Source organism: Nostoc sphaeroides, assembly GCF_003443655.1.
GTDB classification, from domain to species: domain Bacteria; phylum Cyanobacteriota; class Cyanobacteriia; order Cyanobacteriales; family Nostocaceae; genus Nostoc; species Nostoc sphaeroides.
In genome coordinates this window covers 6,436,802-6,460,760 of record NZ_CP031941.1, presented here as the reverse complement: position 1 = coordinate 6,460,760, position 23,959 = coordinate 6,436,802, and the positions used below count along the sequence as shown (strand labels likewise).

Here is a 23,959-nt window from a genome sequence, read left to right as displayed (position 1 = left end):
TCAATCCAGATTTTGCAGCCCCATCGCAATCTTACTATGCTTCTCAATTTGCCCCATCACTTGTTTTGCTCGTTGAATAACTACGGCTGGTAAACCCGCCAATCTTCCCGCCTCAATTCCGTAAGACTTATCAGCGCCTCCCGGTTGGACTTGGTGCAAAAAGATAATTTGGTCGGGTAATTCTTTCACCGTCACTTGATAATTAGCCACATTCGGCAAAATACTTGCCAATTCGTTCAATTCATGATAGTGAGTAGCAAAAATCGTTCGCGCCCGAATATCCACTGCTATATATTCCGCCACCGCCCAAGCTATGGAAAGACCATCAAATGTTGCTGTTCCGCGACCAATTTCATCTAACAATACTAGCGACCTAGATGTGGCATGGTTGAGAATATTCGCCGTTTCGTTCATCTCCACCATGAACGTAGATTGACCAGTTGCAAGATCATCTACTGCACCTACACGGGTGAAAATGCGATCGCATATTCCCAATCTAGCAAACCTAGCTGGTACAAAACTACCAATCTGCGCCATTAACTGAATCAATCCCACCTGACGCAAATAACAACTTTTACCACTGGCGTTTGGCCCAGTCAGGATAATTAAATCGGGGAGTGGGGAGTGGGGAGTGGGGAGTGGGGAAATTTCTTCTTCACTACTCCCTACTCCCGATTCCCTACTCCCCAATTGAGTCGAATTTGGCACAAAGAAACCCGCAGGTAAAGACTGTTCCACCACTGGATGACGCCCATCCACAATGTTTATCTCCCTTCCTGACAACATTTCTGGACGACAGTAACCTTGATGCACCGCTAACTCAGCCAAACCACACAACACATCCGCCGCCGCCACTGCCCGAGACAGATTGCGAATTACTTCGGCCTCTTGTGCTACCTCTTCTCGCAAAGCTGTAAAAATCTCATATTCCAACTGATTTAAATCATCCCGCGCTGTGAGAATTCGGGCTTCCCGTTCCTTCAAATCTGGGGTGATGTAACGTTCTTCATTGGTCAGAGTTTGCTTGCGGATATAATGAGCGGGTACTTGGTCAGCTTTCGTGCGGGAAATACTGATATAATAACCAAAGGTTTTATTAAATCCTACCTTCAGAGTGGAAATACCCGTTTTAGCTCTCTCATCAACTTCTAAATTGGCAATCCATTGCTGATCCGCTTCTACAGTTGCCTTTCTCTCATCCAACAAGGGATTTACACTAGGGCGAATCAATCCGCCTTCTTTGATTAGTATGGGTGGCGACTCGACAAGATGCGCGTGTAACTTGTGTGCTAATTCCTCCAACACACTTGGGACTTTCTGCAAAGCTTTGAGAAATGGAGAACGTGCTTCAGTTACCAAGCTGGATAATTCTGGTAAGCGTGAGAGGGAATCTGCCAAAGCTACTAAATCTCTAGCATTAGCTGTACCAGAACCCGCCCTACCTGTGAGTCGTTCCAAATCATAAATTTGGCGTAACAATTGCCGCAAATCTTGACGTAGGGGCGTATTTTCCATCAATTCTTGGATGGTATCAAGACGTGCCCGAATGCCTTTAATATCGATTAGCGGTTGCAACAACCACCGCCGCAATGCCCGCCCGCCCATCGCTGTACTAGTTTTATCTAATGCCCAAAGTAGGGAACCGTGAAAAGTTCCATCCCTGACGGTTTGGGTAATTTCCAGGTTACGGCGGGTTTGATTGTCAACAATTAAATAGTCCGTGACAGTGTAGCTGCGGAGTCTTTGAAGGGGAACTGGGTTTTCTTTTTGAGTATCTTCTAAGTATTCCAGAAGACCGCCAGCCGCACGAACGGCGAGGGGAAGATGATCGCAACCGAGGCCTTCGAGCGATCGCACCTTAAATTTCTGCAATAATCTAGGTCTAGCTTCGCCTTGGGAAAATGGTACTTGCGATCGCAAACTATAGCAAAATGATGGTGGCAAACACTGGGGGAGATGTGGCGAAGTTTCTCCGGGACGTAGCAAACTACCTAAATCGGGCGCATTTGTCGGAACTAGCACCTCTGAAGGTTGCAAGCGCATTAATTCTTGTGTCAGATGTTCTAAATCACTCCCTTGAGTTGTGAGAAATTCCCCTGTAGAGATGTCTGCATAAGCTAAACCCCAATGATTTGCGGCAATTACTACTGCTGCGAGGTAATTATTGCGACTTGATTTGAGCATTCCTTCTTCTAGCAAAGTGCCAGGAGTCAGGATGCGCGTTACTTCCCGCCGCACCAATCTACCAGCAGCTTCTGAAGCATCTTCTACTTGGTCGCAAATTACAACTGCATAGCCTTTTTCTACCAACAGCGTTGCGTAGCGTTCCCAAGCGTGATGCGGAACACCAGACATCGCCACTCGTCCCTGTTCCCCAGCTTGTTTACTAGTGAGAACTAATTCCAATTCTTGCGCTAATTTTACAGCATCTTGGAAATAGCATTCAAAGAAATCTCCTACCCGATACAACAATACCGCGTGAGGATATTTATCCTTCGTCTCGACATAATGCAAGTACATTTGACTTAGCTTACTGCGATCCACCTGTTGATGGTCAGAAATAAAAGTACTTGCATCAGGCTTGGTAGATGGAGTTTCAGAGTGAGAGGCGGTCATAGATGCTATCGAGTTACGCGCGGAAATTCCCCAATATCCGATGATAACGTGATGTTATAGGCAAAGGGCGATCGCTCAAGGATATTTTACCTTTTTGTTCGACTGCTACGACGTGTAGGTGCTGGGGTAGCTGGTTCATAAGCCTTGAGTCCCCCATCGCCCGTAAAAATTTCTACTTGAAATGTACTACTAGTTTTGGCGTAATATTCAGCCACAGTCTTAATTGTTGCATCTCCGATAGAAATCTTTCTAGATGCTAGAGTAGGCCATTCAGTAGCCAACTGTTTCAATTGTTCTGAATTCCAAAGTTCACCTACTTGAGTTTCAAAAACTCCCCAAGGTATAACTCCATCTGCTACTTTAACCAAAATATTACCGAAAGCTTGAGCAATTTCGTATCGCTTAGAATTAGCTTGTGCAATGTGATTACCAGTTTCTATAATTGTTGCTATTGGTAGTATAAACTTTGCACCTTGTTTTTCTTCTTGCTGAAAACGGGCTTCAACTCTTTTTTTATCCCATTTATCATTATCATAACCACAAGTCTCTTTGCCAGGTACACCTAAGTAAACGCAAAGTATTGATGTGTCAATAATCAAAACCTTTCTCATATTTAACTTTACTTATTATTAGAAAGGCTTTTTTCAATTGCGCCTTTAGTTGCTAGTTTGCCTAAAGTGCCTGATGCTAACAAAAGAGGAAGATTTTCAATATCTTCTAAAAGTGTAAGCTGGCTTTCTCCAGTTTCTTTGTCGCGGTGTGCGACAACCACAAAAGGAACTATCTCTGGGCCTAAAGCATCAAGTAAAGCTGGATTATGGGTAGTCAGTAAAATATCAATTTTTCTTTTGCTGCCAATTTCCCTTAGTATTTTGACTAACAATTCCGCACGCGAAGGATGAAGTCCATTATCTATTTCTTCAATTACTAGCTGACTGCCTTCTGGGCGTGTAAGTAATGCTGTGAGAATCGCTAGAAAACGTAAAGTTCCATCAGACATACTTCTAGCATCAATCTCTGTAATATGACCTGGTTTCCATTCTTCTTGACAATAAAGCATGGCATCAGTACCAAATCTGCCAACCTTTTCTGCCCATACTTTCTGAATATCTCCTTCCGGCAAATCTTTGATATATCTAGAAAGAGTTGCTTCTATCTCGGCTTTATTTTTTTCAGGTAATGTTGCTAACACTCCTGCCATATTGGATGCATCACTTTCATATATCTCAGAAACTTTCACATAATCACGCATTTTAGATGGAATAGGATTTAAAATAAAAATATTTTCAATATGTTTTAAAATTTCGTTAAGTGTTATTTCTACTTGGGATTCTCCATCATCTAAAAAAGAAAAATTCATAACATCTAATTTTTTCTGCAATAAATTATATTCATAAGTATGCTTGTGTAAAAAATAACTGGTAACATTTTTTTGATCAGATTCTGTGTCTTCTCTAGCAAGTGTATAATTTTCCAAAATATGAGGAAAAGGTTTTGTCCCTACTGTAATACTATGAATATAATCACTACTATCGTTTTCAAACTGAACCACTACCTTTAGTGTAAATTTTGTTTCAGTTTGATATGCTGCCCACTCGATACCACCTCGAATGGATGGTAGCCTTTTGTCTCCTGCTAAAGCTACTTCAACTTTTTCACCTTGTACTATTCTCTTCAAAAATTCCAAAGCCTCAACTACATTAGATTTACCACTGGCATTTGTACCAATAAGAACAGTCAACGGGTCAAGTGGAAGCTCTGCATAACGGAAACTTTTCCAGTTTTCTAAAATGAGTTGCTTAAGCATGATCAACTCCAAAACTCTAACTACTTAAATTTAGCTCCTATCAGTGGCGATCGCTCCAGCATTCTTACCCTTTTGGTGCGATCGCAGTATAAAGCACTTTCACCCAGGCATGACCGCTTGGTAATTTCAAAGCCATTAAACCAAGCAATACCAAGATCAACACATGTTGAACAGGTATACTTCGGTGTTCTAGACCTTCAATTACAGCCAGTGAACCGCACAGGTGAGCATCACCCATTCGGTGTAGAGCAAAAAGCGAAAAGGATTGGGGCGGATGGGAAGTAACAGACTCATAGAAGTAGCTGAATGCAAAGCTTTCTTTCATTAATACTCTCAACTGTATCTTTAGCATTACAGCAATTCATAAGTTTATAACTTTCGTTGTAACAGATATTTTGATCTATGACGAAAGATATAGAGACATTTACTTAGCAAAAAACTATAATTAAAAAGAAGTTGTCTAATTAGTCTGTGGTGAAATTAGAGACGTTTTTCAGATGTTTATCTTTTCTGGAATCTCTACGATAAATACAGGTCATCAAACATAATTTTGCAATTGCAAAGGATAAGTAGCTATGGCGAATATTGTTGGAAATGATGGCAATAATATCCTGTCTGGTACAGGCAACAACGACTTTATTGATGGCAGGGGAGGAAATGACTTTATCTATGGATTGGGGGGTAATGACACTCTTGCAGGTAGGAATGGAAACGATAACCTTTATGGTCGTACAGGCAATGACATTTTAATAGGCGGTAATGGCAGTGATTTCTTAGATGGTGGTCGAGGTATTGATACACTCACGGGCGGATCTGGCCAAGATACTTTTGGCTATTACGATCCCCCATTTGCTAATGGTTCCCCAGTGCAAAGCCCCAACGGTATTAGCGTGTTGAATCAGCCAGATAACATTACCGATTACCAAATTGGTGTAGATAATTTCATCTTTGAAACTGGGCAACTCGGACTTGATTTTGGTGCCCAAGTTAAATACAATGAAGGCGTTAGCTCTAGACTATCGGGTAATGCTAATGTACTAGTGTTGCTCGATGCATTTCCCAATGCTGCTGCTGCTGCCAAAGCCATTGCTGATAACAATAAGATTACATCTGATGAAGGATTATTTGTCTATTACAACTCTACACTTGGCATTTCAAGAGTAGTGTTTTCTAATGACTTAGATGACGGCGGCCCAATCAGCGTTTTGGCTAATCTGACTAATCTTACAAGCTTGTCTAACCAGGCTAAATTTTCACCTCAAGACTTCTCCTTTATCACCCTGTAATATCAACTCTTGATATTTGATTTTTGAAATACATGTAGGGTGTATTAGACGAAAGTACGGCATCGTCTGAAGACTTTGATACGTTACGCTTTGCTAACACGCCCTACTACATAAGATTTTTGCAAAAATTAAATTAGATTGCAATATATTCTTTCACTAAAAACAACAAAGCCAGCAGACAAAGTAAAAAATTGCATAATTACTCTATCTAACTGGCTACATCTCATTGTGATTTTGGCGATTTATTTTTCTGGCGATAAATCTACACTGTAAACAATTTTTCCTACCAAGTTACGCAGTGTTACCGTCATCACTTTTGTATTTCCATTAATTTTAACTCCTCCAAAGAATTGCAAACCTTCACTTGGGGGACGATTTGCTTTTGTACCTGGAGGAAGACTTTGAAATACCAATTGTGGGCCAAAGGTATTTTCTAATTGATTGGGGCCAAATGTGCCAGAGTTAAGAGGCCCAGCGACGAACTCCCAAAAAGGCTTAAAGTCGCTAAACTGTGCTTTAGCCGGGTCGTAATAGTGGGCTGCTGCATAATGTACATCAGCAGTTAACCAAACAACATTCTGGATATTTTTATTTTTGATAAATCGTAGTAAATCGGCAATTTCTAGTTCTCTTCCTAAAGCTTGGCCATCTCCGTTAGCCCAAGCTTCAAAGTCCGTGCTACCGTCTCGAATTATCAGTCCCAGAGGCATATCACTAGCAATCACTTTCCATGTTGCTTTTGATGATAACAATTGCCTTTTTAGCCATTGTATTTGTGTTCTGCCCAGCATTTCTGTTTCTTTACTTGGTACTGGCTGACGATTAGGCGTGTTTGGCCCCCGGTAAGTACGTTCATCCAGCATGAAAATGTCTAACAATGGGCCATAGTTAAAAGAGCGATAAATTTTCGCTTTATCTGGATCATTTGTTTCATACCCAATAGGCAGATATTCTAAAAACGCTTGCCTTCCTCTTTCTGCTAGTAAGTTAACATCCTTAACTGTGTAGCGGTCATCGTTGAGGAGAAATTCTCCAGGATACCAGTTATTTGTGGTTTCGTGGTCGTCCCACTGTGCCAATATGGGAACTTCAGCGTTGAAACGCTTGATGTTTTTATCCAGTAAATTGTAGATATAGTTACCACGATATTCTGTGAGAGTTTCTGCTACTTTGGATTTTTCTGGTGTGGTGATGTTTTTCCAAATAGTGCCGTCGTCTAAAGTTACTTCTGATTGAATGGGGCCATCGGCGTAAATATTATCCCCAGAATGAATAAAAAAGTCGGGATGTAGTTGGCGCATAGTTTCGTAAATTTTCATCCCACCAAACTCAGGATTAATCCCCCATCCCTGACCGGCGGTGTCACCACCCCAAACAAAGAATACATCTCGCCCAGATTTGGGGGGAGTGCGGAAAGTGCCTTTGACAGGAGCGCTGTAAGTGCCTTTATAATCTAAATCTTGGAAAATTACCCGATAAAATAATTGTTGGTCTGGTGGCAGGTTCCTTAAATAAAGTCGTGCTGTAAAGTCGCTATTTTTTAAAGCATTGGGCCCCACAACTCGCCGGACATTTTTAAAGGATTCGCTGGTGGAATATTCTACGATCATTTTGGCGGGGCGATCGCTCCGGCTCCAGATCACAATGCTATCTTTGGAAATATCTCCGCTAGCTACACCATAAGGTATAGTAGGACGCATTTTTTCAGAGGTAATAATGGCAGGCGCTTGAGCAAAAACTTGTGATTTCGATACAAGATTTGTGGCAATAATTCCACCTGCTGTGATAGTTGAACGGAGCAAAAACTGGCGGCGGTTTAGTTGCAATGGGCGATTGGATTCCATGATAAATAATGGCAAGCTTAAGAAGTATTACAAGATAAGTTCTTAGCATATTCTGTTATGCCAAAAAGTAAAGATTGGGTTATCTAAGGGTTAACAAAAAAGTAAGTTCATTTTAAAATTACACTTAATATAAATTAACTCGTGGTTGAATACTCAATAGGAAAACAACATCACAAAAAGCTAAAGTTAAATCTTGGTTTTGGGAACAGCTAATATAGTTGGAGCTTCAGTTATTTTTATGGAGCAGAATAATAAATAAAATCTAATCACAGCCTATATTCCTTGCTATGACTGGATTTTAAATTTTTGAGCCTTTCTATAAAATGGCTATTTTAATGCCGTACCATAAAAACAACGCAAGAGCCATATAGTTTTTAGCGATCCATTAAAAAAATCGATAATTGATTCAATAAAAAATAATTAAGTATGAAAAAATTGTACTTATTTATTTACTATATCTCAGAGTTTGTTCATTCTATATTGAAAATATAATTCTGAAAAAGCGATGTCTAACGACAAGCTGCTAAAAGTCTACGCTGCCAGAAAATTATTGAATTTCCTGAAGTACTCTACATTTTTACATCTTGCTTGTGAATTTTGGGTAGTAATGTGGGAAAGATAAGTTTGCCACTATTGATTAACTTTAAAATTATAGAGATGGATATTCAGGATGTTACCAGAAATATTACCTCTGTTCAGCAGTCAAGAGTTGAGAATATCCTGGCTATGCGTGACGTGACAAATGCTAACAAGTCGAATTTGCGATTAGAGTCAACTTTGCAAGAATTACCCTTTTGGCAAGTTCACATCGAAGTAGAGCATCCAGGCAATGATTTGGCTATCCTCTTTAAGCAACAGCCTTTACTACCGGGAATTATTCTAAATAATAATCAACAGTATGTAGGGATGATTTCGCGGCGGAAATTTTTTGAGTATATGAGCCAAACCTATAGTTTGGCATTATTTTCTATAAGACCGATTAAGAGGATGTTTGAAAAGTCCTCTTGTCGGTATCAAAAATTTTAGATCCCCCTAAATCCCCCGATAAATTGGTGAGCGACTTGCCTTGAGCGAAGTCGAAAGGAGTCGAAGTATTACTCATTCGTCATCAGTAAGGGATGCAAAAATTTGCATTCGGACTGAACTCACTGATGACAAACAAGTAATTATTCGCATTTCCGATAATGGGACGGGAATTCCAGAGAGTTCCCAAAACCGATTGTTTGACCCCTTTTTCACCACTAAACCTGTTGGCAAAGGAACTGGATTAGGTCTATCTATCAGCTATCAAATTGTTGTGGAAAAACACGGTGGTCAACTGCAATGTATATCGGCTTTGGGCGAAGGGACTGAATTTATTATTAAAATTCCAGCTAAACTTAATTCTTAACAAATTCAGAAGATTAACTGACATATTAAATTTTAACTATAAGTTCCTGCCGTCTCACTGGTAATCTTTATAGGTTCTGCCACGATATCATCTATCTTGTTAAACTCTCCAGCCCGCCAGCTATCTGTTATATCCTTGATAAAACTGGCAATAGGAATCGCAATTAACAAACCTAGAACTCCTCCCAACTTTGCCCCTAAAAGCAAAGAAATTACTACCCAAACGGGATTTAGCCCAGTCAAATTGCCAAGAATTCTTGGTGCTATAAAATTAGAATTAACTTGGTCGATCGCAACAGCTACACCTAAGACTTCAACTCCTAACCAAAAGTTTTGCAGCGCTACCAACAAACTTACTATAGCGATACCTACTCCTGTACCAAAAGGGAAGAGAGAAAATAAACCAATACCGATACCAAAAAGTAGAGCCAAGGGAACTTGGAGCGCTAAAAATGCCAGTGTAATTGTTACTCCTAACACTGCTCCTAATGTTGCTTGACCAATAAAGTAATTGTGGAAATCCTCTCGCAGTAATTCCCGCACTCTTAGCCCAATATTAGCGGGAAGCCACTGAAAAATTCCGTCCCAAAGACGTTCACCGTTCAATATTAAGTAGATAGTCAGCACTACCGCCAGCAGCACGTTCAGGACAATACCAATGGTATCGACAGCAAAACCAAGAATTCTACCAGTGAAGGACTGAAGCTGGTTAGATAATCGCTCAAGAACTTGGGTAAATAAACCACTTAAATTAATCGGAAGTTGTTGTTGACTTAACACCCAATCTTGGAAAGTTTGCAACTGTTGAGTACCAGAATCAATCCAACTGGGCAATATATTAGCTAGCTCAACGAGCTGTTGGATAATCAGGGGAACCAAGGTGATGCCTAAAGCCACTAAAACCACTAGAGTCAAAAGCAACACTACTGCGATCGCTAGGTTGCGTTTTACCCCTTGTTCTTGGAGAAACTGGATTGGATAGTTCAAGACAAAAGCTAGCAGGATGGCGGCGGCGATAATGCTAACCAAAGGTTGAAAATACTGTACAACCTGGAGCAATAGCCAGCCGTTGAGAATAATAATGGGAAATGCCAATCCTATAGTTAACCATCGCGGTAGTTTATTTGCTGATTGCATTAGTGATGACTCCACAAGAGTTCTAACTCTATTTTGGCTTCGATTTTGATTCATGAAAAAGCATATAACCATTTAAGAGATCGTGCTGCAATTACAATATACGCAAGCAGGGTAAATTAGTACCCTACGGCGGAAATAGAGCAACCATTTAAAATAGCTAAAGAGCTTATTACATAATACTTTTGACACTTCGACTTCGCTCAGTGTTAACTTTTGACTTCCCCCAAGGGGCTGACTTACACCTTGCAGCACTAGGTTTGTTGGTTTGTCCGAATAAAATCCAACATAATTTTTTGATGCATATTCCCCAAAGGTCGCACTTCACCAGCGTTTTGCGAATAACAGCTACCTTGGTAAATATTTTCTAGGGTCAATAATCCCATATCCCAGCCTTCATTCAAAACCAGTTGATTTAATTCCACCGAGAGTGGTGCATGAAAGACATGACGAACAACTCTTTCGTCGGTATAACAGCCAAATTCAACAACGGATGGAAGATTATAGCCGATTTCTTCTAAAATTTCTCGCTTCACCGCGACCTCTGGCGTTTCCCCAGGTTCGATATGACCGCCAAATAGCGCCCAGTAACCAGGGTAAAGAATACCGGGGATGTTATCTCGCAGTTGCATGAGAAACTTGTTTTGTTGGTAGAGAATTGCGATCGCTACATGTACCGGTTCATTGTTCATTTGTTATTTTTAATTGCTAATTACTCTTCTTCTAGATAAACTTCCCCCAATTCTTTCCCAGCTAAGGGGATACTTCGGTAGCGAACTTTACCTTTAATAACGACTTGTGCCCCCTCCTCTAGATTCTTTTGATTGGTGACAACCCAAATTTTGCCAGTCGAGTCACTAATTTGATAAGCCCACTGCTTTATCAAAGGAGCTTTCTTTTCCACCTTACCTTGGATGTAAACTGTAGCCTTATTGTCTTGTTTTGGTTTAATTTGTCGAATTGGGGTGACATTGGTACCAATTGTAAAATTAGTTCCATTCAAGCCAGACGAGGTTAAACTACCACAACTACAAAGTCCCACCACTAATAAAAAAATCAACCCCAAGCGGTAGGGAACAATACTGCGTCCGTACAAGAACAAAAGGGACATTCTCGTTTTTTGCATGAAAGCCACCGATTGAGCAAATTTTTGCTTCACTGCTTGTGTCGCCAGTTTCATCAGGTCTGTTCCCATCTATACTATTCTTTGCACTTTCAGAAACACACTCTCAACTGAGCAAAAAATGTTCTGAATTTCATCCTTAACTCTTTATTCTTCAGATAACGCCATTAATCTGAGAAAATAAAGATTATGGATTCACTGTAAGAAAAACGCTACGACACCAATTAAGAGGCAGGGGGCAGGGGGAAAGAAAGACTTGTTGCAAGTGATTTGACAAAAGGCGAATATAGCTGGGAATTCTTATGGAAACAAAAACTGCCAAACTCCTTGATGGTAAAACTTTAGCTGCAAAAATTCAGCAAGAACTTTCTGTTGCTATTACACAATTACAACCAAAAATTGGGCGATCGCCTGGTTTAGCAGTGTTGATGGTTGGCGATAATCCAGCATCAGCAGCTTATGTTCGTAATAAAGAAAAAGCTTGCGCTAAAGTTGGTATCGCCTCTTTTGGAAAGCATTTTCCCAGCCAAACGACCTTTGAGGAGTTAGAAGAAGTCATAGCTGCACTAAACCACGATGAACGGGTGGATGGAATTCTCGTGCAGCTGCCCTTACCTAACCACTTGGATGCTGTGGCTCTGCTACATCAAATTGATCCCGATAAAGACGCTGATGGACTGCACCCAGTTAACTTGGGGCGACTAGTCCGGGGAGAAGCAGGTTTACGCAGCTGCACCCCGGCTGGTGTGATGCGGCTTTTAGAAGAATATGAAATTTCTTTGCAGGGAAAACAGGCAGTAGTGGTGGGACGCAGTATTTTGGTAGGTAAACCAATGGCACTGATGCTACTAGAAGCTGATGCTACAGTCACGATCGCTCACTCGCGATCGCATGACCTCAAAACCATCACCCAAAATGCTGATATTCTAATTGCAGCAGTAGGTCGTCCTGGACTAATCACTGCTGACATGGTAAAATCGGGCGCTGTTGTGGTAGATGTGGGAATGAATCGCGTCACCGATGCTAGTGGCAAAAGCCGTTTAATTGGCGATGTCCACTTTGAATCAACAGCTGCTGTAGCAGAATTTATCACCCCCGTTCCTGGTGGTGTTGGCCCTATGACTGTCGCCATATTGTTGCAAAATACATTTGCCAGCTATTCCAAGACGGCAAGAAAAGAAAAAGAGTGAGGAGTGATGAGTGATGAGTTAAAAGTTAAGAGTTATTAATCCTAACTCCTAACTCCTAACTCCTAACTCCTAACTTAATTCCAAACTCCTAATTCTTCATTTTTTCAGCGCCACAGCACCTTAAAATTGTGACGTATAAGACAAAAATCCCAAAATTTCAGGAATTAAAGAATGGTAGCAACTGATAACGTTCAAAAGACACCACCAGAGGAAGCCACATTTAACTTAGCAGCTTATCTCAAAGAGCGACAAAAGCTTTGTGATACTGCTTTAGATCAGGCTATCCCCATCATTTATCCAGAAAAGATTTATGAGGCGATGCGCTACTCGTTATTAGCTGGAGGCAAGCGTGTACGTCCCATTCTTTGCCTTGCTACCTGTGAAATGATCGGTGGAACCATCGAAATGGCCATGCCAACCGCTTGTGCAGTGGAGATGATTCATACAATGTCATTGATTCATGACGACCTACCGGCGATGGATAATGACGATTACCGTCGTGGGAAGCTGACAAATCATAAAGTCTATGGCGAAGATGTGGCGATTTTGGCTGGCGATGGCTTGTTAGCTCTCGCTTTTGAGTTTGTTGCCATTCAAACCCCCCAAAGCGTTAACAGAGAGCTAGTCTTGCAGGTTATTGCCCGTCTTGGTCGGGCGCTGGGGGCAGCCGGTTTGGTCGGCGGTCAAGTTGTCGATTTAGAGTCGGAAGGTAAATCAGATATTTCCCTAGAAACGCTAAATTTCATCCATCAACACAAAACAGCCGCTCTTTTGGAAGCTTGCGTAGTTTGTGGCGGGATCATAGGTGGGGCATCACCTGAAGATGTGCAGCGACTGACCCGTTATGCTGAAAATATTGGGCTAGCATTCCAAATCATCGATGATATTTTGGATATCACTTCTACCCAAGAGCAATTAGGCAAAACTGCGGGTAAAGACCAAAAAGCGCAGAAAGTGACCTATCCTAGCCTTTGGGGACTTGAAGAATCTCGCTCAAAAGCCCAAGAGTTAGTTCAAGCAGCTTGTGCGGAATTAGAACCATTTGGAGAGAGAGCCAAATCACTCCAAGCGATCGCTCATTTTATCATCAGCCGCAATAACTAGTAACGCTTTGGGTAATTCGTAATTCGTAATTCGTAATTCGTAATTCGTAATTCGTATACCGCAAGCGTTTCATTGATTTGGAATGGGTGGTTTACTTACGCCATGCTATACTACACCGTCTAGCGAAATTCAAAATTCGCTCATATCAAAATCCAAAAAGCTTATTAAGTAGGCTTTTGGGTGAATTTGAATAATTGGTCTGTTTCCACCGTGATGTACTAGGTTAATTTTGGATTTTGGGTTAAATCTAGATGTTTCCTCAACCAACAACTGCTGCTAATATTTACTAACCTAACCAAAATACCATGCAGGACATAGGCAACATTTTAGACAACCGGGTGCTGCTGGTTGCTTTGATAGCTTGTTTAATTGCTCAAGCCCTAAAGCTCGTAGTCGAGATCGTCAAAAATCGCAAACTGAATGTGCGTGTTTTGGTGACAACCGGAGGTATGCCCAGTGCCCATTCAGCTTTAGTTACAGCTCTAGCCGCCGGTGTAGGGCAAACACTCGGTTGGGCATCTCCTGATTTTGCCGTTGCGATGATTTTTGCCATCATCGTCATGTATGATGCAGCCGGAGTTCGCCAAGCAGCTGGGAAGCAAGCTCGTATCCTGAATCAAATGATTGATGAATTATTTCATGAAAAACCAGACTTTAGCCAAGACCGTCTCAAGGAATTACTCGGACATACACCAGTTCAAGTAATAGCTGGGTCGGCTTTGGGCATAACCATCTATTGGTTAGCTAGGTCTGCTTATTAGTCAATAGTCTACAGTTTATTAACCAATGACTAATGACTAATGACTAATGACTAATGACTAATGACTACAACCGTACAGTTGAGCGTAGCAAAATTACCTTACGACTATCTACTATGCTGGCAACAAAACCGCCATTGTTCAGCTTCTGCAAGGTGTTGTATGCTTCAGTTTGGTTAGTCGTATAAACTGCCAACAAGTAAGGGCGTTGTCCATAAGAAACAAAACCTACGTTCCCTCCCACTACTTGTTGCACACTATTTACTAGTTCTGGACGGTTGTAATAATCTACTAGCACTGCATAACCTTCTCCTAATGTTTGAGGATTATAAACTGTTTGCTGAGGTTGCTGTAGCTGTGCCTGTTGCTGTGGCTGTGGCTGTGGCTGCACATCTGGCGTTGTTGGTCGAGTGGTGATGATGGCAGACAACCCAACAATATTGCTGACATATCTTGCCCATCGATTGGCATCATCAATTTTATTAAAGCCCCCTATGCGCGTCACAGTTTCGTTGAGATATTTGCAGTTAATCGTCTTCAGTTCTGGCGGTAAGGCACTACGTAACTGCTTTTGATTATCTGCTGTGGGACTGACTACTAATAAAAGATACTCACCCGCAGTTGGTGGTTGACAAAGGGGAACGGTTTGTTGGGCAAAGACAGAACTCATGCCACCAATCAACCCTGCGTAAGCGAAGCTCATCGTAGACATCGCTAATCCTAAAACACTTGGTAAAATCTGAAATCTATGCACAAAAGTTAGATTATGTAAATTAAGGTGTCTTAGAAGATTTTATAAAAAAATATTTTGTTTCCCCAAAATAATATAGCACTTGTCTCTACGTAGTAATTGATTGACCATCGCCCTTTTGGTAAACTTTTGCGACTGGGGAATTGGTGCGGCTGTTGGTATTTTTGGTGAGGGTATGGTGAATTTGCTTCTTGAGATAATCTGTGGTAGCTTTATGAAAAATAAATTACGGTTTTTCAACAGTAAAACGGTAGTTAATGTCACTACCCTAGAGAAAAAGGCTTTTATAACTAGGTAGTCTCGATATTTTCCATAGGTTAAAAAGGTAAATTAGCAATCGGACAGAGAGTTCTGCTAAGACTGAAACCATTGCTATATAAGCGTTTTCTCAATATATTTTTAATTTTTAACTACCAATTAACCTATATTTTTGACTGTAATGCTATTCTTTAATCCTATGCTTAATAACAGCCCATAAGAGTAGATAAATCAGTCGTATGCTGAACAAATACCTTAAAGTAGTTCTTTCGTCTACCTTACTCGTTAGTGTCGTAATTACTTTTAGTGAAAAGGCTAAAGCTCAAGTTTTCGTTAACGATACTTATACCGACGGTGGCCGTACTAATGGTGCCGATCCGTTAGATATTTCCTGGTTTGAAATTTCATCAAATTTTTATCAAACAGTTTCAACTCCTCCTCAAATTCAATTAGACGTAGTTAACGATCCGATTCTTGGAACTGGAAACGCTTTGAACCTTGACACTCCCTCTTTTGTTAGCTTTAACTCTTCTTTTCTTCCTGCTCACTTTGCGCTTGGAACTTTTGCTCCCGTTAGTTTGGGGAATAATATAGGCGATGCCCTTGATTTAAGCTTTGATTTTCGCTTCACCACTGAGCCTAGTCTTTCTGGCACCTCTGCTGAGTTTCCGCAAATTCGTAGTAGTGGTTTGCGTTTTGGTTTATACAACTCTGGTGATACACCTGTCACGACTGATATTTTAAATTCACTTGTTGGCAGTGGCACTCCCATCGAAGATGACGGTGGTTATTGGGTGTTGTCTGGTCTAGCTGGTACCAAATCACTGGGAATTAATAAAGAAAACTTCGGCTCTGGGGATAGCATCACTGGTGGTGATGGAAATGTTCCGTTAGCATTAACTACCTCTGTACCTACTATTAACGACACAGCACCTCATACTGCAAACCTCCTTCTCGAACGCTTAACTCCGCAATTAGTTCGACTAACTGCATCAGTTGATGGTTTTTCTATAGAAGCATCTGATTCTGGTTCTGGGATCATTAGCTCTTTTAACGAGATTGCAGTCAGGAGTGTTTTCAGTAACCTTGATGTCAACATCGACAACGTGGTACTCCAAACGCGTACAAATACCTCAGTTCCAGAACCGTCTACTAATATTGCAATTTTCGGCTTCGGTCTAGGTTGGCTATTAAAGCGGAAGCTCAATCGGTTGATCAATTGAAGACATTACATTGCACGTCTACCCATGAGGGGTTATCCGGGCATCCTCACCCCTAAACAGTATGCAGCAATTACTCTTGATGCTGTCAGCAAGAAACTACATTTATCAACTTAATCAAGCGAATGGGTGATGAGGAAGGCAAAGGGACAATGAGATAACGAGAATAACCCAATGCCCCATAGCCAGATTAGGAAACAGTAGCAAGCGATGCCAATGCATCGGGTATTGTCTCAGAAGGAGCTTGGAATTCACCAGTGATGACGTACTCTAAACGCAGTTTTAACCAAGTAATAAATTGCGGATTGGTAGAAATAATTGCTACTGCTGGTTGGGGACACTTCGCCTTTAGCTCTTTAAATTGCGGTGTTTCCAAGAAAGCTGGTTGCGGAACCAACCAAAAATCTATTTGCTTTTCTTGTTCGTGGTAGTGGCGGGTGCGTTCTTTGAGAACTTCGTGTGTCGGTTCTTCTTCGAGAAGAAATTTTTTACTAGCCAAAACGTAATAATATGTTTGCATTTTCATCCTTTGGTTTGCTATGTGAATAATTTAAGGGCACAGTGCTGCACTCTGTACCCCTAAAAACTAACTCTTGTGGGATTTCTTGAACCAAGAACTGAACGGACAAGCACTTCCCTGCTTTTGGGCATTTATCTGTTTGCCACCAGATGTTAGCTTTTCCAAGAACAGATTATTGTCGAAGTAGTGTTCCAAGGAAATAACCTTCAAGTCATCGGTAACTTTTGCAATGCTCATGCCGATAATTTCTACTGTCTCTCCAGTAGGTGCATGGCCTTTGTATTCTCCTTTAAAATGTCCCCAATGCCGCCATTTGAATGTGACATTTGGTGGCCCTGAGAAAACTTCCAGCACTTCCCAAGGAAATCCTTGGGGAAATGTTGTGTGGAAGACTTTTGCGGATGATTCAAAGCTTTCTTCTGAAGCCTTGTAGTGTTCTGAATCAGCCATAAATAAATTGTAAGTACCTTGGGCTGATAAATCTGCTGCTGTGTACTCGACTCCGCCATTGGTACTCACACGAAACTTGTCATTCACAATAGATAACCACTGTTGCGGGTTAGCTTTAAAGGATACCTCCATCTCGAAGGTTCGCACCAAGTTTTGCACGATCGCTTCTAGTGTACCTTCAAGGTGATTATAGGTACTTTCTTGAGCGAGATTCTCATTTGAACGGGAATAATCAGGCGGTGTCTCATAGCGCCACTCAACATCAGTGCTTTCTGCTATCACCTTATCTCTATCCTGTACCCAAAGCGGCAGGTTGTTAGACTGTGTTGCGCTCATAGAAGTTTTTGCTGAAGATTTGCTATTTGCTCTCAATTTCTAGATTTCGCAGTAGACAACCCCTCTTTTAGTTATAGGGGAGTGGGGAGTGGGGAGCAGGGGAAGCAAGAAAAAATAACTAATTCCTAATGCCCATTCCCCATTCCCAATTCCCTACTCCCTGTGATAGCTTGCTTCATCTCGCGGACTGCCCTTTCTATACCTACTAATGCTGCCCGACTGATGATGGTATGACCGATGTTCAGTTCTTCCATACCTGGAAGCGCAGCCACCGGATAGACGTTCCAGTAGGTGAGTCCATGACCGGCGTTAACCCGCAATCCAGCTTGAATCGCTTGTTCACACCCTTTAGCTAATATGGCTAATTCTCGCTGGCGATTTGTTTCATCCTTAGCCTCAGCATATTGTCCGGTGTGCAATTCAATAAATCGCGCCTGCACCTTGACAGATGCTTCGATTTGTGATGTGTCTGCGTCGATAAATAAACTAACTGGAATGTTAGCGCTTTGCAATTTATCGACTATCTCACCTATTCTAGCAATTTGTAGGGTAATATCTAATCCGCCTTCTGTTGTGACTTCTTCGCGCTTTTCGGGGACTAAAGTTACATAATCTGGTTTGATATCGAGAGCGATCGCTAGCATTTCATCTGTAGCGGCCATTTCTAAATTAAGATGCGATCGCACTGTTTCTCGCAATATCCGCACATCCCGATCTTGGATATGCCGCCGATCTTCCCGCAGATGCACCGTAATCCCATCTGCACCCCCTAATTCTGCCAGCACCGCCGCCGCCACAGGGTCAGGTTCCACTGTCCGCCGTGCTTGCCGGATGGTGGCGATGTGGTCAATGTTAACGCCAAGTGTAGGCACCCCAAATTTCTCCTAAATCCACAGTCCTCAGAATTTGATTTTACCGGAAATACTGGTCTTGCATAGCGAAGTAGTCAACATACTAGTAAATTTCAGGAATATTTTACACAAGCAAAAGATCCAAGAGCGGAAAGAACGAGATGGCACTTACTCACCGATATCATCACCATAGCGATTTTAGCGCTAGTAGCAGGAGCTATCTCGTTCAATTGAAAACTGCTGTAAATATCACTGTGTAATACAAAACTAAAGCTATTTACTGCTCAAAAACCCCAAACCAAGTACCATTGCCGTATCCTACATTAACTAAGTCGTATCCTTGATCCCACCTGCTCTGAATAGCATCTGTAAAATCACTAAGATTACTTGCATAGTTATAAGCACTAGTACCTGGTGTGTCTTGAAAAATCCCAAACCAAGTACCATTGCCGTATTCAACATCAACTAAGTCGTATCCTTGATTCCACCTGTCCTGAATAGCAGTTGTTAAATCACCAAAACTACTTGTGTAGTTATAAGCGTTACCACCTGGTTTGTCTTGAAAAGTCCCAAACCAAGTTCCATTGCCGTATTCAACATCAACTAAGTCATAACCTTCATTGTACCTGCCCTGAATCGCAGTTGTAAAATCACCCAAATTACTTGTGTAGTTATAAGCGTTACCACCTGGTTTGTCTTGAAAAACCCCAAACCAAGTACCATTGCCATAGTCAACATCAACTAAGTCATAACCTTCATTGTACCTGTCCTGAATCGCAGTTGTAAAATCACCCAAATTACTTCTGTAGCTATAAGCACTATTACTTGGTGTGTCTTGAAAAACCCCAAACCAAGTACCATTGCCGTATTCAACATCAACTAAGTCGTATCCTTCATCCCACCTGCTCTGAATTGCAGTTGTAAAATCACTAAGATTTCCGTTGTAACTGTAGGCGTTCGTAACCATAACTGTATTTTCCTCTAACTATTAAAGTTTCTTCAAATATGACGCTAATAATTAGGGTGCATCACAGTTTTTATTTCGCTGCTAGAGAATACAATCCTAATCCTGCTAAAGTGCAGTGTTTGATGATTAGTACTTTTGCTTTACTCTAAAAAGCGGGATACTCCTCTAATAATTCGTCATTTCAAAAACTATAAATCTGGGACAGAACTGGATTTTAATTGAGTAATATAACTTATGAATAACTTGTGATTTAAGTAAGTCTGCGGAAATATTTATAGTTTGAGAAGGCAGGAGGGAGAGGGTTTTATCTAGTTAATCTTTTTACCTAGTTTGGTTTTATTGTACCGATTTACTTAGTAATTGCATTGACCAATTATTCCTTGATGGTACAAGCCCCTAAATTTATTTATGGATAGATAAATTTTAAACAATGCAGGGTTCAAGCCCCAGGATAAATCCTGGGGCTTTAATTGCGAATGGGCGAAAAAGCGAATTGCGAATTGTGCTGACTGAATAATGCGATTGTTTTGGCTAACAATGCCATTGCATTGACTAACAATGTCTGCATTAGTGACAGAATTCCGGGACGATCGCACTTCTACAATACACAAATTTGCCCAATTTATTGTTAAATATTATTGGTACATATTTTTACTAGATTCTTTTTTTACTTTGTCCACTGTAAAAATGCTAAAATCCTCAAGTAGACAGTTAGGATACCTAGATGCCAGTTGTAGCTAACTCAATCAAGTTTGGCACAGACGGCTGGCGGGGCGTTATTGGTGATGAGTTCACCTTTGAACGCCTAGCCCTGGTCGCGCCAGTTGCAGCTAAAGTATTATATGATACATATTTTTCTACGGTGGGTAGCCGGACAATAATTGTCGGTTACGATCGCCGATTCATGGCCGAAGATTTTGCTCGTGCTGTTGCTGATACTGTCACATCTGTCGGATTTGATGTGCTACTGAGCGAAAGCTTTGCCCCAACCCCAGCTTATAGTTGGGCAGCAAAACAACTCAATGCTTTAGGGGCGCTGGTAATTACAGCTAGCCATAATCCTGGTAAATATTTGGGGTTAAAAGTCAAGGGTTGTTTTGGTGGTTCGGTGCCGCCAGAAGTCACAAAAGAGATCGAAGCGCAGTTATCGGTTGGAGTAGCTGCTAGTGGTACTCCAGGGAAGCAAGAGAAATTTGATCCTTGGCCGAGTTATACAGAAGCACTAGAAGGTAAAGTTGATATTGCCAAAATTCGAGAAGCGATCGCCTCTGGCAAATTAACATTATTTGCCGATGTTATGCATGGTGCGGCAGCTGGCGGATTGGCGAGACTACTAGGGAATCAAGTCAAAGAAATCAACAGCAATCGTGATCCTCTATTTGGTGGTGGTGCGCCGGAACCCTTGCCTAAATACCTTTCAAAGCTATTTGAAGTCATCAAAGCTCACCGAGAAACAGATAAATCAGGTTTAACGGTGGGGTTGGTATTTGATGGAGACTGCGATCGCATTGCAGCTGTAGACGGGGAAGCCAACTTCTTGAGTTCTCAAGTCTTAATCCCCATATTAATCGACCACTTAACCCTACGGCGTGGCTTTAGTGGTGAAATAGTCAAAACTGTTAGTGGTTCCGACTTAATGCCCCTGGTGGCAGCACTACATAACCTGTCAGTTTTTGAGACAGCAGTTGGTTATAAATACATCGCTGACAGAATGTTAGCAGCAAAAGTGTTGCTGGGTGGCGAAGAGTCGGGGGGAATTGGCTATGGTAGTCATATTCCCGAACGCGATGCACTGCTGTCAGCATTGTACGTCTTAGAAGCGATTGTAGAATCTGGTTTGGATTTAGGTGAGTATTATCGCTACTTGCAGAAACAAACAGGGTTTACCTCAGCGTACGATCGCATTGATTTACCCTTAGCAAGTATGGAAGTGCGATCGCGTCTTTTGCAACAACTGCAAACTCAACCCCTAACAGAAATTGCCTCTTTAGCAGTGATTGATTGCCAAACAATCGACGGCTACAAATATCGCCTCGCTGATAAAAGCTGGTTAATGATTCGGTTTAGCGGTACTGAGCCAGTTTTACGCTTGTACTGCGAAGCCCCGACAATTGAGCAAGTCCATCAAACTCTTGCTTGGGCGAAACACTGGGCGGAGTAAAATTAATTAGTTAGTCATTAGTCATTAGTCCTTTGTCCTTGGTAAATGATCAATGACTAATGACCAATACTTCGACTACGCTCAGTACAAGTGACCAATGACCAATGACTAATGACCAAATTACTCGTAGTAGCTACAGGAAATCCAGGTAAGTTGCGGGAAATGCAAGCTTATCTGGAAAATTCTGGTTGGGAATTAACCCTTAAACCTGAAGAATTGGAAATTGAAGAAACGGGCGAAACCTTTGCCGCCAACGCTTGTCTAAAAGCCTCACAAATTGCTAAAGCTACAGGAAACTGGGCAATTGCTGATGATTCGGGTTTGCAAGTAGATGCCTTAAATGGCGCACCAGGGGTTTATTCTGCACGTTACGCTAAAACCGACTCAGAACGCATTGCTAGGATATTGAGAGAATTAGATAACGAAGTCAATCGACAAGCTCAATTTGTTTGTGCAGTAGCGATCGCTCGTCCTGATGGTGCGATCGTATTAGAATCTGAAGGTATTTGTCGTGGCGAAATTCTCCATGCGCCGCGTGGTGATGGTGGTTTCGGCTACGATCCAATTTTTTATGTCAAAGAGTTGCAATTGACCTTTGCTGAGATGACACGAGAATTGAAGGGGTCAATTAGCCATCGAGGCAAGGCTTTTACAGCTTTACTTCCGCAGCTAGAGAGAGTTAGGAGTTAGGAATTAGCGTTTCCCATTGTTGGGTTGAGACTTCCATACGATTTACGATCCGGTTGCTGGCGATCCTGATTCGGGAATTGCACCTAGTACACCTTTTGAAGAAATTCCTGATGACTGGAAGTGTCCGATTTGCGGTGCTAGCAAAAAAACTTTTAAACCATTTGAGGAAAAAGTTGCAGCTTAAGACGGCAATCAATTAAGTACTCTTTTTGCACATAAACGCGAAGAATCTTTTAAGATGCTTCGCGTTCTTGATTATTTATATCTCGTTTCCAGCCTCTGGCTGGAAATGCTAATCGTTGCGGCTCTGCCGCGAGTTCGGGAGGCGGAGCCTCAATGATGGGCATTCCCAGTCGGAGACTCTTGACGAGGCAATCTTTTAAAGCTTTGTCTAGATTGGTTTTTACGTTAAGTTGACACCTGTGGGCAGTGCCGTGCCCCTACACCTGGCGATATAATGTTGTATTGGAACGGCTATATCTGCCTTAAAATGGCGTTGTTGCACGAACTGACTTTTCCCGTTATCTCCTTGATTGAGCGATCGCTTACTATACCCCTAGCCCAAAGCCCTATTCTCTCGTAAATTATTGTCAGTAATATTAATTTATTGAGAATAAAGTCTAGTCTGAAACTCTTGCTGCTTCGTTGTTTCATGACTTAACGGGAAAAGTCAGGTTGCACGAATGGGGAAAAATGGTAAGAGGAAGTAATTGAACAGTAGCGCTTCATAATTACCAATTACAAGAACCAACCAAACTAGCCACTATCTCTACTAGTTCTTCAGGATCAATCGGTTTAGATACATGAGTGTTAAAGCCACCTTCCAAGGCACGGATACGATCCTCACTATCAGCAAAGGCTGTTAAAGCAATAGCCGGGACTCGTCCACCATTGTTTGGTTTGAGCGCACGAATTTTGCGGATCAGAGTGTAGCCATCCTCCCCAGGTAACCCGATATCAGAAATTAAAACATCGGGTTGCAATTCAGATAATACTTTGCGTGCCGCATCTGCTGATATCACTGCTATAACTTTTGCTCCATCCATTTCCAACACAGAAGTAATGAAGAAGCGAGTATCATCATCATCCTCAACTACCAGAATGTCTAAACCAGCAAGAGTTCCAGAAGGTTCCATAATGACATTTTGTTCTAACTTTCTGTGACTTTTACCTGCTAATGATAAAATTAGGGCTTGAGAAACCCTCAAAATGACCTTTTTGAGATGGTGTGAAAAGTCAGAACTATATAATCAACGGTAAAACAAACAGAAAACGACTTCTAATCAATTTTAACAATTTATTGGTATGTAAATGTACATTTAATTTATAACCAAAAGTCCTCTAAATGGTAGGTATAATTTATTTTTTTATCGAAGTAAAGGAGGCTCTATCTATGGATTACTTGCCCAAGAAAAATTGGGGCAAAAATTCGCTTTATAGTTGCTTATCAAACTATTAGTGATGATTTGAATATAGCGCTTCCCATTCAGATGCGGTAGATATT

23 protein-coding genes and 3 pseudogenes are annotated in these 23,959 nt (G+C 41.4%); 13 read left to right on the top strand and 13 right to left on the bottom strand.

The window, feature by feature from the left end:
- From mutS to D1367_RS28815, 3 genes are all read right to left on the bottom strand, one after another.
- Nucleotides 1-2,616, bottom strand: a complete 2,616-nt coding sequence (gene mutS / locus D1367_RS28825; RefSeq protein WP_118170704.1) for a DNA mismatch repair protein MutS — start codon at nt 2,614-2,616, stop codon at nt 1-3.
- Between the two features lie 86 nt (nt 2,617-2,702).
- A complete protein-coding gene (locus D1367_RS28820; protein WP_118170700.1) occupies nt 2,703-3,227 on the bottom strand; it encodes a hypothetical protein in 525 nt (174 codons plus the stop codon).
- Nucleotides 3,228-3,235: 8 nt separating this feature from the next.
- The gene (locus tag D1367_RS28815; RefSeq protein WP_118170696.1) at nt 3,236-4,423 is read right to left on the bottom strand and encodes an AAA family ATPase; all 1,188 of its coding nucleotides are present in this window, start codon (nt 4,421-4,423) and stop codon (nt 3,236-3,238) included.
- Here D1367_RS28815 and D1367_RS30235 point away from each other — a divergent pair.
- Nucleotides 4,412-4,708: a hypothetical protein gene (locus D1367_RS30235; protein WP_147337405.1), complete on the top strand. Its 297-nt coding sequence runs from the start codon at nt 4,412-4,414 to the stop codon at nt 4,706-4,708. The two genes, D1367_RS28815 and D1367_RS30235, sit on opposite strands and share 12 nt — an antisense overlap.
- Nucleotides 4,709-4,998: 290 nt before the next feature.
- Nucleotides 4,999-5,709, top strand: a complete 711-nt coding sequence (locus D1367_RS28805; protein ID WP_118170688.1) for a calcium-binding protein — start codon at nt 4,999-5,001, stop codon at nt 5,707-5,709.
- A 242-nt stretch (nt 5,710-5,951) separates the two neighbouring features.
- Here the strand turns inward: D1367_RS28805 and D1367_RS28800 are convergent, their stop codons facing one another.
- Nucleotides 5,952-7,553: an alkaline phosphatase D family protein gene (locus D1367_RS28800; RefSeq protein WP_118170683.1), complete on the bottom strand. Its 1,602-nt coding sequence runs from the start codon at nt 7,551-7,553 to the stop codon at nt 5,952-5,954.
- Nucleotides 7,554-8,177: 624 nt separating this feature from the next.
- Here D1367_RS28800 and D1367_RS32535 point away from each other — a divergent pair.
- Entirely contained in the window at nt 8,178-8,579 is a 402-nt protein-coding gene (locus D1367_RS32535) for a CBS domain-containing protein (protein ID WP_244944972.1), read from the top strand.
- A gap of 100 nt (nt 8,580-8,679) precedes the next feature.
- A pseudogene (locus D1367_RS32530) lies at nt 8,680-8,943 on the top strand (sensor histidine kinase); the annotation flags it as partial.
- A 32-nt stretch (nt 8,944-8,975) separates the two neighbouring features.
- Here D1367_RS32530 and D1367_RS28790 read toward each other — a convergent pair.
- The 3 genes from D1367_RS28790 to D1367_RS28780 form a co-directional block, all read right to left on the bottom strand.
- Nucleotides 8,976-10,079 (bottom strand): AI-2E family transporter, encoded by a 1,104-nt coding sequence (locus D1367_RS28790; protein WP_118170679.1) that lies wholly within the window; start codon nt 10,077-10,079, stop codon nt 8,976-8,978.
- Between the two features lie 251 nt (nt 10,080-10,330).
- Entirely contained in the window at nt 10,331-10,768 is a 438-nt protein-coding gene (locus tag D1367_RS28785; protein WP_118170675.1) for an NUDIX hydrolase, read from the bottom strand.
- A gap of 20 nt (nt 10,769-10,788) precedes the next feature.
- Complete coding sequence (locus tag D1367_RS28780) at nt 10,789-11,256, bottom strand: hypothetical protein (protein WP_225892391.1); 468 nt, start codon at nt 11,254-11,256, stop codon at nt 10,789-10,791.
- Nucleotides 11,257-11,501: 245 nt separating this feature from the next.
- Here D1367_RS28780 and folD point away from each other — a divergent pair, with 245 nt between their 5' ends.
- The 3 genes from folD (at nt 11,502) to D1367_RS28765 (ending at nt 14,254) form a co-directional block, all read left to right on the top strand.
- Nucleotides 11,502-12,389, top strand: a complete 888-nt coding sequence (folD, locus tag D1367_RS28775) for a bifunctional methylenetetrahydrofolate dehydrogenase/methenyltetrahydrofolate cyclohydrolase FolD (protein ID WP_118170671.1) — start codon at nt 11,502-11,504, stop codon at nt 12,387-12,389.
- A 171-nt stretch (nt 12,390-12,560) separates the two neighbouring features.
- Nucleotides 12,561-13,493: a geranylgeranyl diphosphate synthase CrtE gene (gene crtE / locus D1367_RS28770; protein WP_118170668.1), complete on the top strand. Its 933-nt coding sequence runs from the start codon at nt 12,561-12,563 to the stop codon at nt 13,491-13,493.
- A 305-nt stretch (nt 13,494-13,798) separates the two neighbouring features.
- Nucleotides 13,799-14,254 (top strand): divergent PAP2 family protein, encoded by a 456-nt coding sequence (locus D1367_RS28765; RefSeq protein ID WP_118170665.1) that lies wholly within the window; start codon nt 13,799-13,801, stop codon nt 14,252-14,254.
- Between the two features lie 64 nt (nt 14,255-14,318).
- On the opposite strand, the gene D1367_RS28760 is transcribed toward D1367_RS28765, so the two are convergent.
- On the bottom strand, nt 14,319-15,005 hold the full coding sequence (locus D1367_RS28760; RefSeq protein WP_118170660.1) for a hypothetical protein: 687 nt from the start codon (nt 15,003-15,005) through the stop codon (nt 14,319-14,321).
- A gap of 100 nt (nt 15,006-15,105) precedes the next feature.
- Between D1367_RS28760 and D1367_RS31445 the strand changes: the two genes are divergently transcribed.
- The gene (locus D1367_RS31445; protein ID WP_118170655.1) at nt 15,106-15,300 is read left to right on the top strand and encodes a hypothetical protein; all 195 of its coding nucleotides are present in this window, start codon (nt 15,106-15,108) and stop codon (nt 15,298-15,300) included.
- A gap of 199 nt (nt 15,301-15,499) precedes the next feature.
- On the top strand, nt 15,500-16,483 hold the full coding sequence (locus tag D1367_RS28750; protein ID WP_118170650.1) for a PEP-CTERM sorting domain-containing protein: 984 nt from the start codon (nt 15,500-15,502) through the stop codon (nt 16,481-16,483).
- A gap of 187 nt (nt 16,484-16,670) precedes the next feature.
- Here D1367_RS28750 and D1367_RS28745 read toward each other — a convergent pair whose 3' ends face one another.
- The 3 genes from D1367_RS28745 to D1367_RS28735 all read right to left on the bottom strand — a co-directional run bounded on the left by D1367_RS28745 (nt 16,671) and on the right by D1367_RS28735 (nt 18,658).
- Nucleotides 16,671-17,000, bottom strand: coding sequence for an MgPME-cyclase complex family protein (locus D1367_RS28745; protein WP_118171684.1), 330 nt, complete (start codon nt 16,998-17,000; stop codon nt 16,671-16,673).
- A gap of 66 nt (nt 17,001-17,066) precedes the next feature.
- Nucleotides 17,067-17,786: a nuclear transport factor 2 family protein gene (locus tag D1367_RS28740; protein WP_118170645.1), complete on the bottom strand. Its 720-nt coding sequence runs from the start codon at nt 17,784-17,786 to the stop codon at nt 17,067-17,069.
- A 125-nt stretch (nt 17,787-17,911) separates the two neighbouring features.
- A complete protein-coding gene (locus D1367_RS28735) occupies nt 17,912-18,658 on the bottom strand; it encodes a pyridoxine 5'-phosphate synthase (protein WP_118170640.1) in 747 nt (248 codons plus the stop codon).
- Between the two features lie 147 nt (nt 18,659-18,805).
- Between D1367_RS28735 and D1367_RS33410 the strand changes: the two are divergent.
- Nucleotides 18,806-18,871: pseudogene (locus D1367_RS33410) on the top strand (hypothetical protein); the annotation flags it as partial.
- Nucleotides 18,872-18,914: 43 nt separating this feature from the next.
- On the opposite strand, the gene D1367_RS28725 reads toward D1367_RS33410, so the two are convergent.
- The gene (locus D1367_RS28725; RefSeq protein ID WP_118170635.1) at nt 18,915-19,604 is read right to left on the bottom strand and encodes a hypothetical protein; all 690 of its coding nucleotides are present in this window, start codon (nt 19,602-19,604) and stop codon (nt 18,915-18,917) included.
- Nucleotides 19,605-20,328: 724 nt separating this feature from the next.
- On the opposite strand from D1367_RS28725, the gene D1367_RS28720 reads away from it, so the two are divergent.
- The 3 genes and pseudogenes from D1367_RS28720 to D1367_RS28710 form a co-directional block, all read left to right on the top strand.
- Nucleotides 20,329-21,765, top strand: a complete 1,437-nt coding sequence (locus D1367_RS28720; protein WP_118170631.1) for a phosphoglucomutase/phosphomannomutase family protein — start codon at nt 20,329-20,331, stop codon at nt 21,763-21,765.
- A gap of 111 nt (nt 21,766-21,876) precedes the next feature.
- Nucleotides 21,877-22,455 carry an RdgB/HAM1 family non-canonical purine NTP pyrophosphatase gene (gene rdgB / locus D1367_RS28715; RefSeq protein ID WP_118170628.1) on the top strand — a complete coding sequence of 193 codons (579 nt, stop codon included), beginning with the start codon at nt 21,877-21,879 and terminating at the stop codon, nt 22,453-22,455.
- A gap of 40 nt (nt 22,456-22,495) precedes the next feature.
- A pseudogene (locus tag D1367_RS28710) lies at nt 22,496-22,639 on the top strand (rubredoxin); the annotation flags it as partial.
- A gap of 547 nt (nt 22,640-23,186) precedes the next feature.
- Here the strand turns inward: D1367_RS28710 and D1367_RS28705 are convergent.
- Complete coding sequence (locus D1367_RS28705; RefSeq protein ID WP_118170624.1) at nt 23,187-23,591, bottom strand: response regulator; 405 nt, start codon at nt 23,589-23,591, stop codon at nt 23,187-23,189.
- Nucleotides 23,592-23,959: the final 368 nt, after the last annotated feature.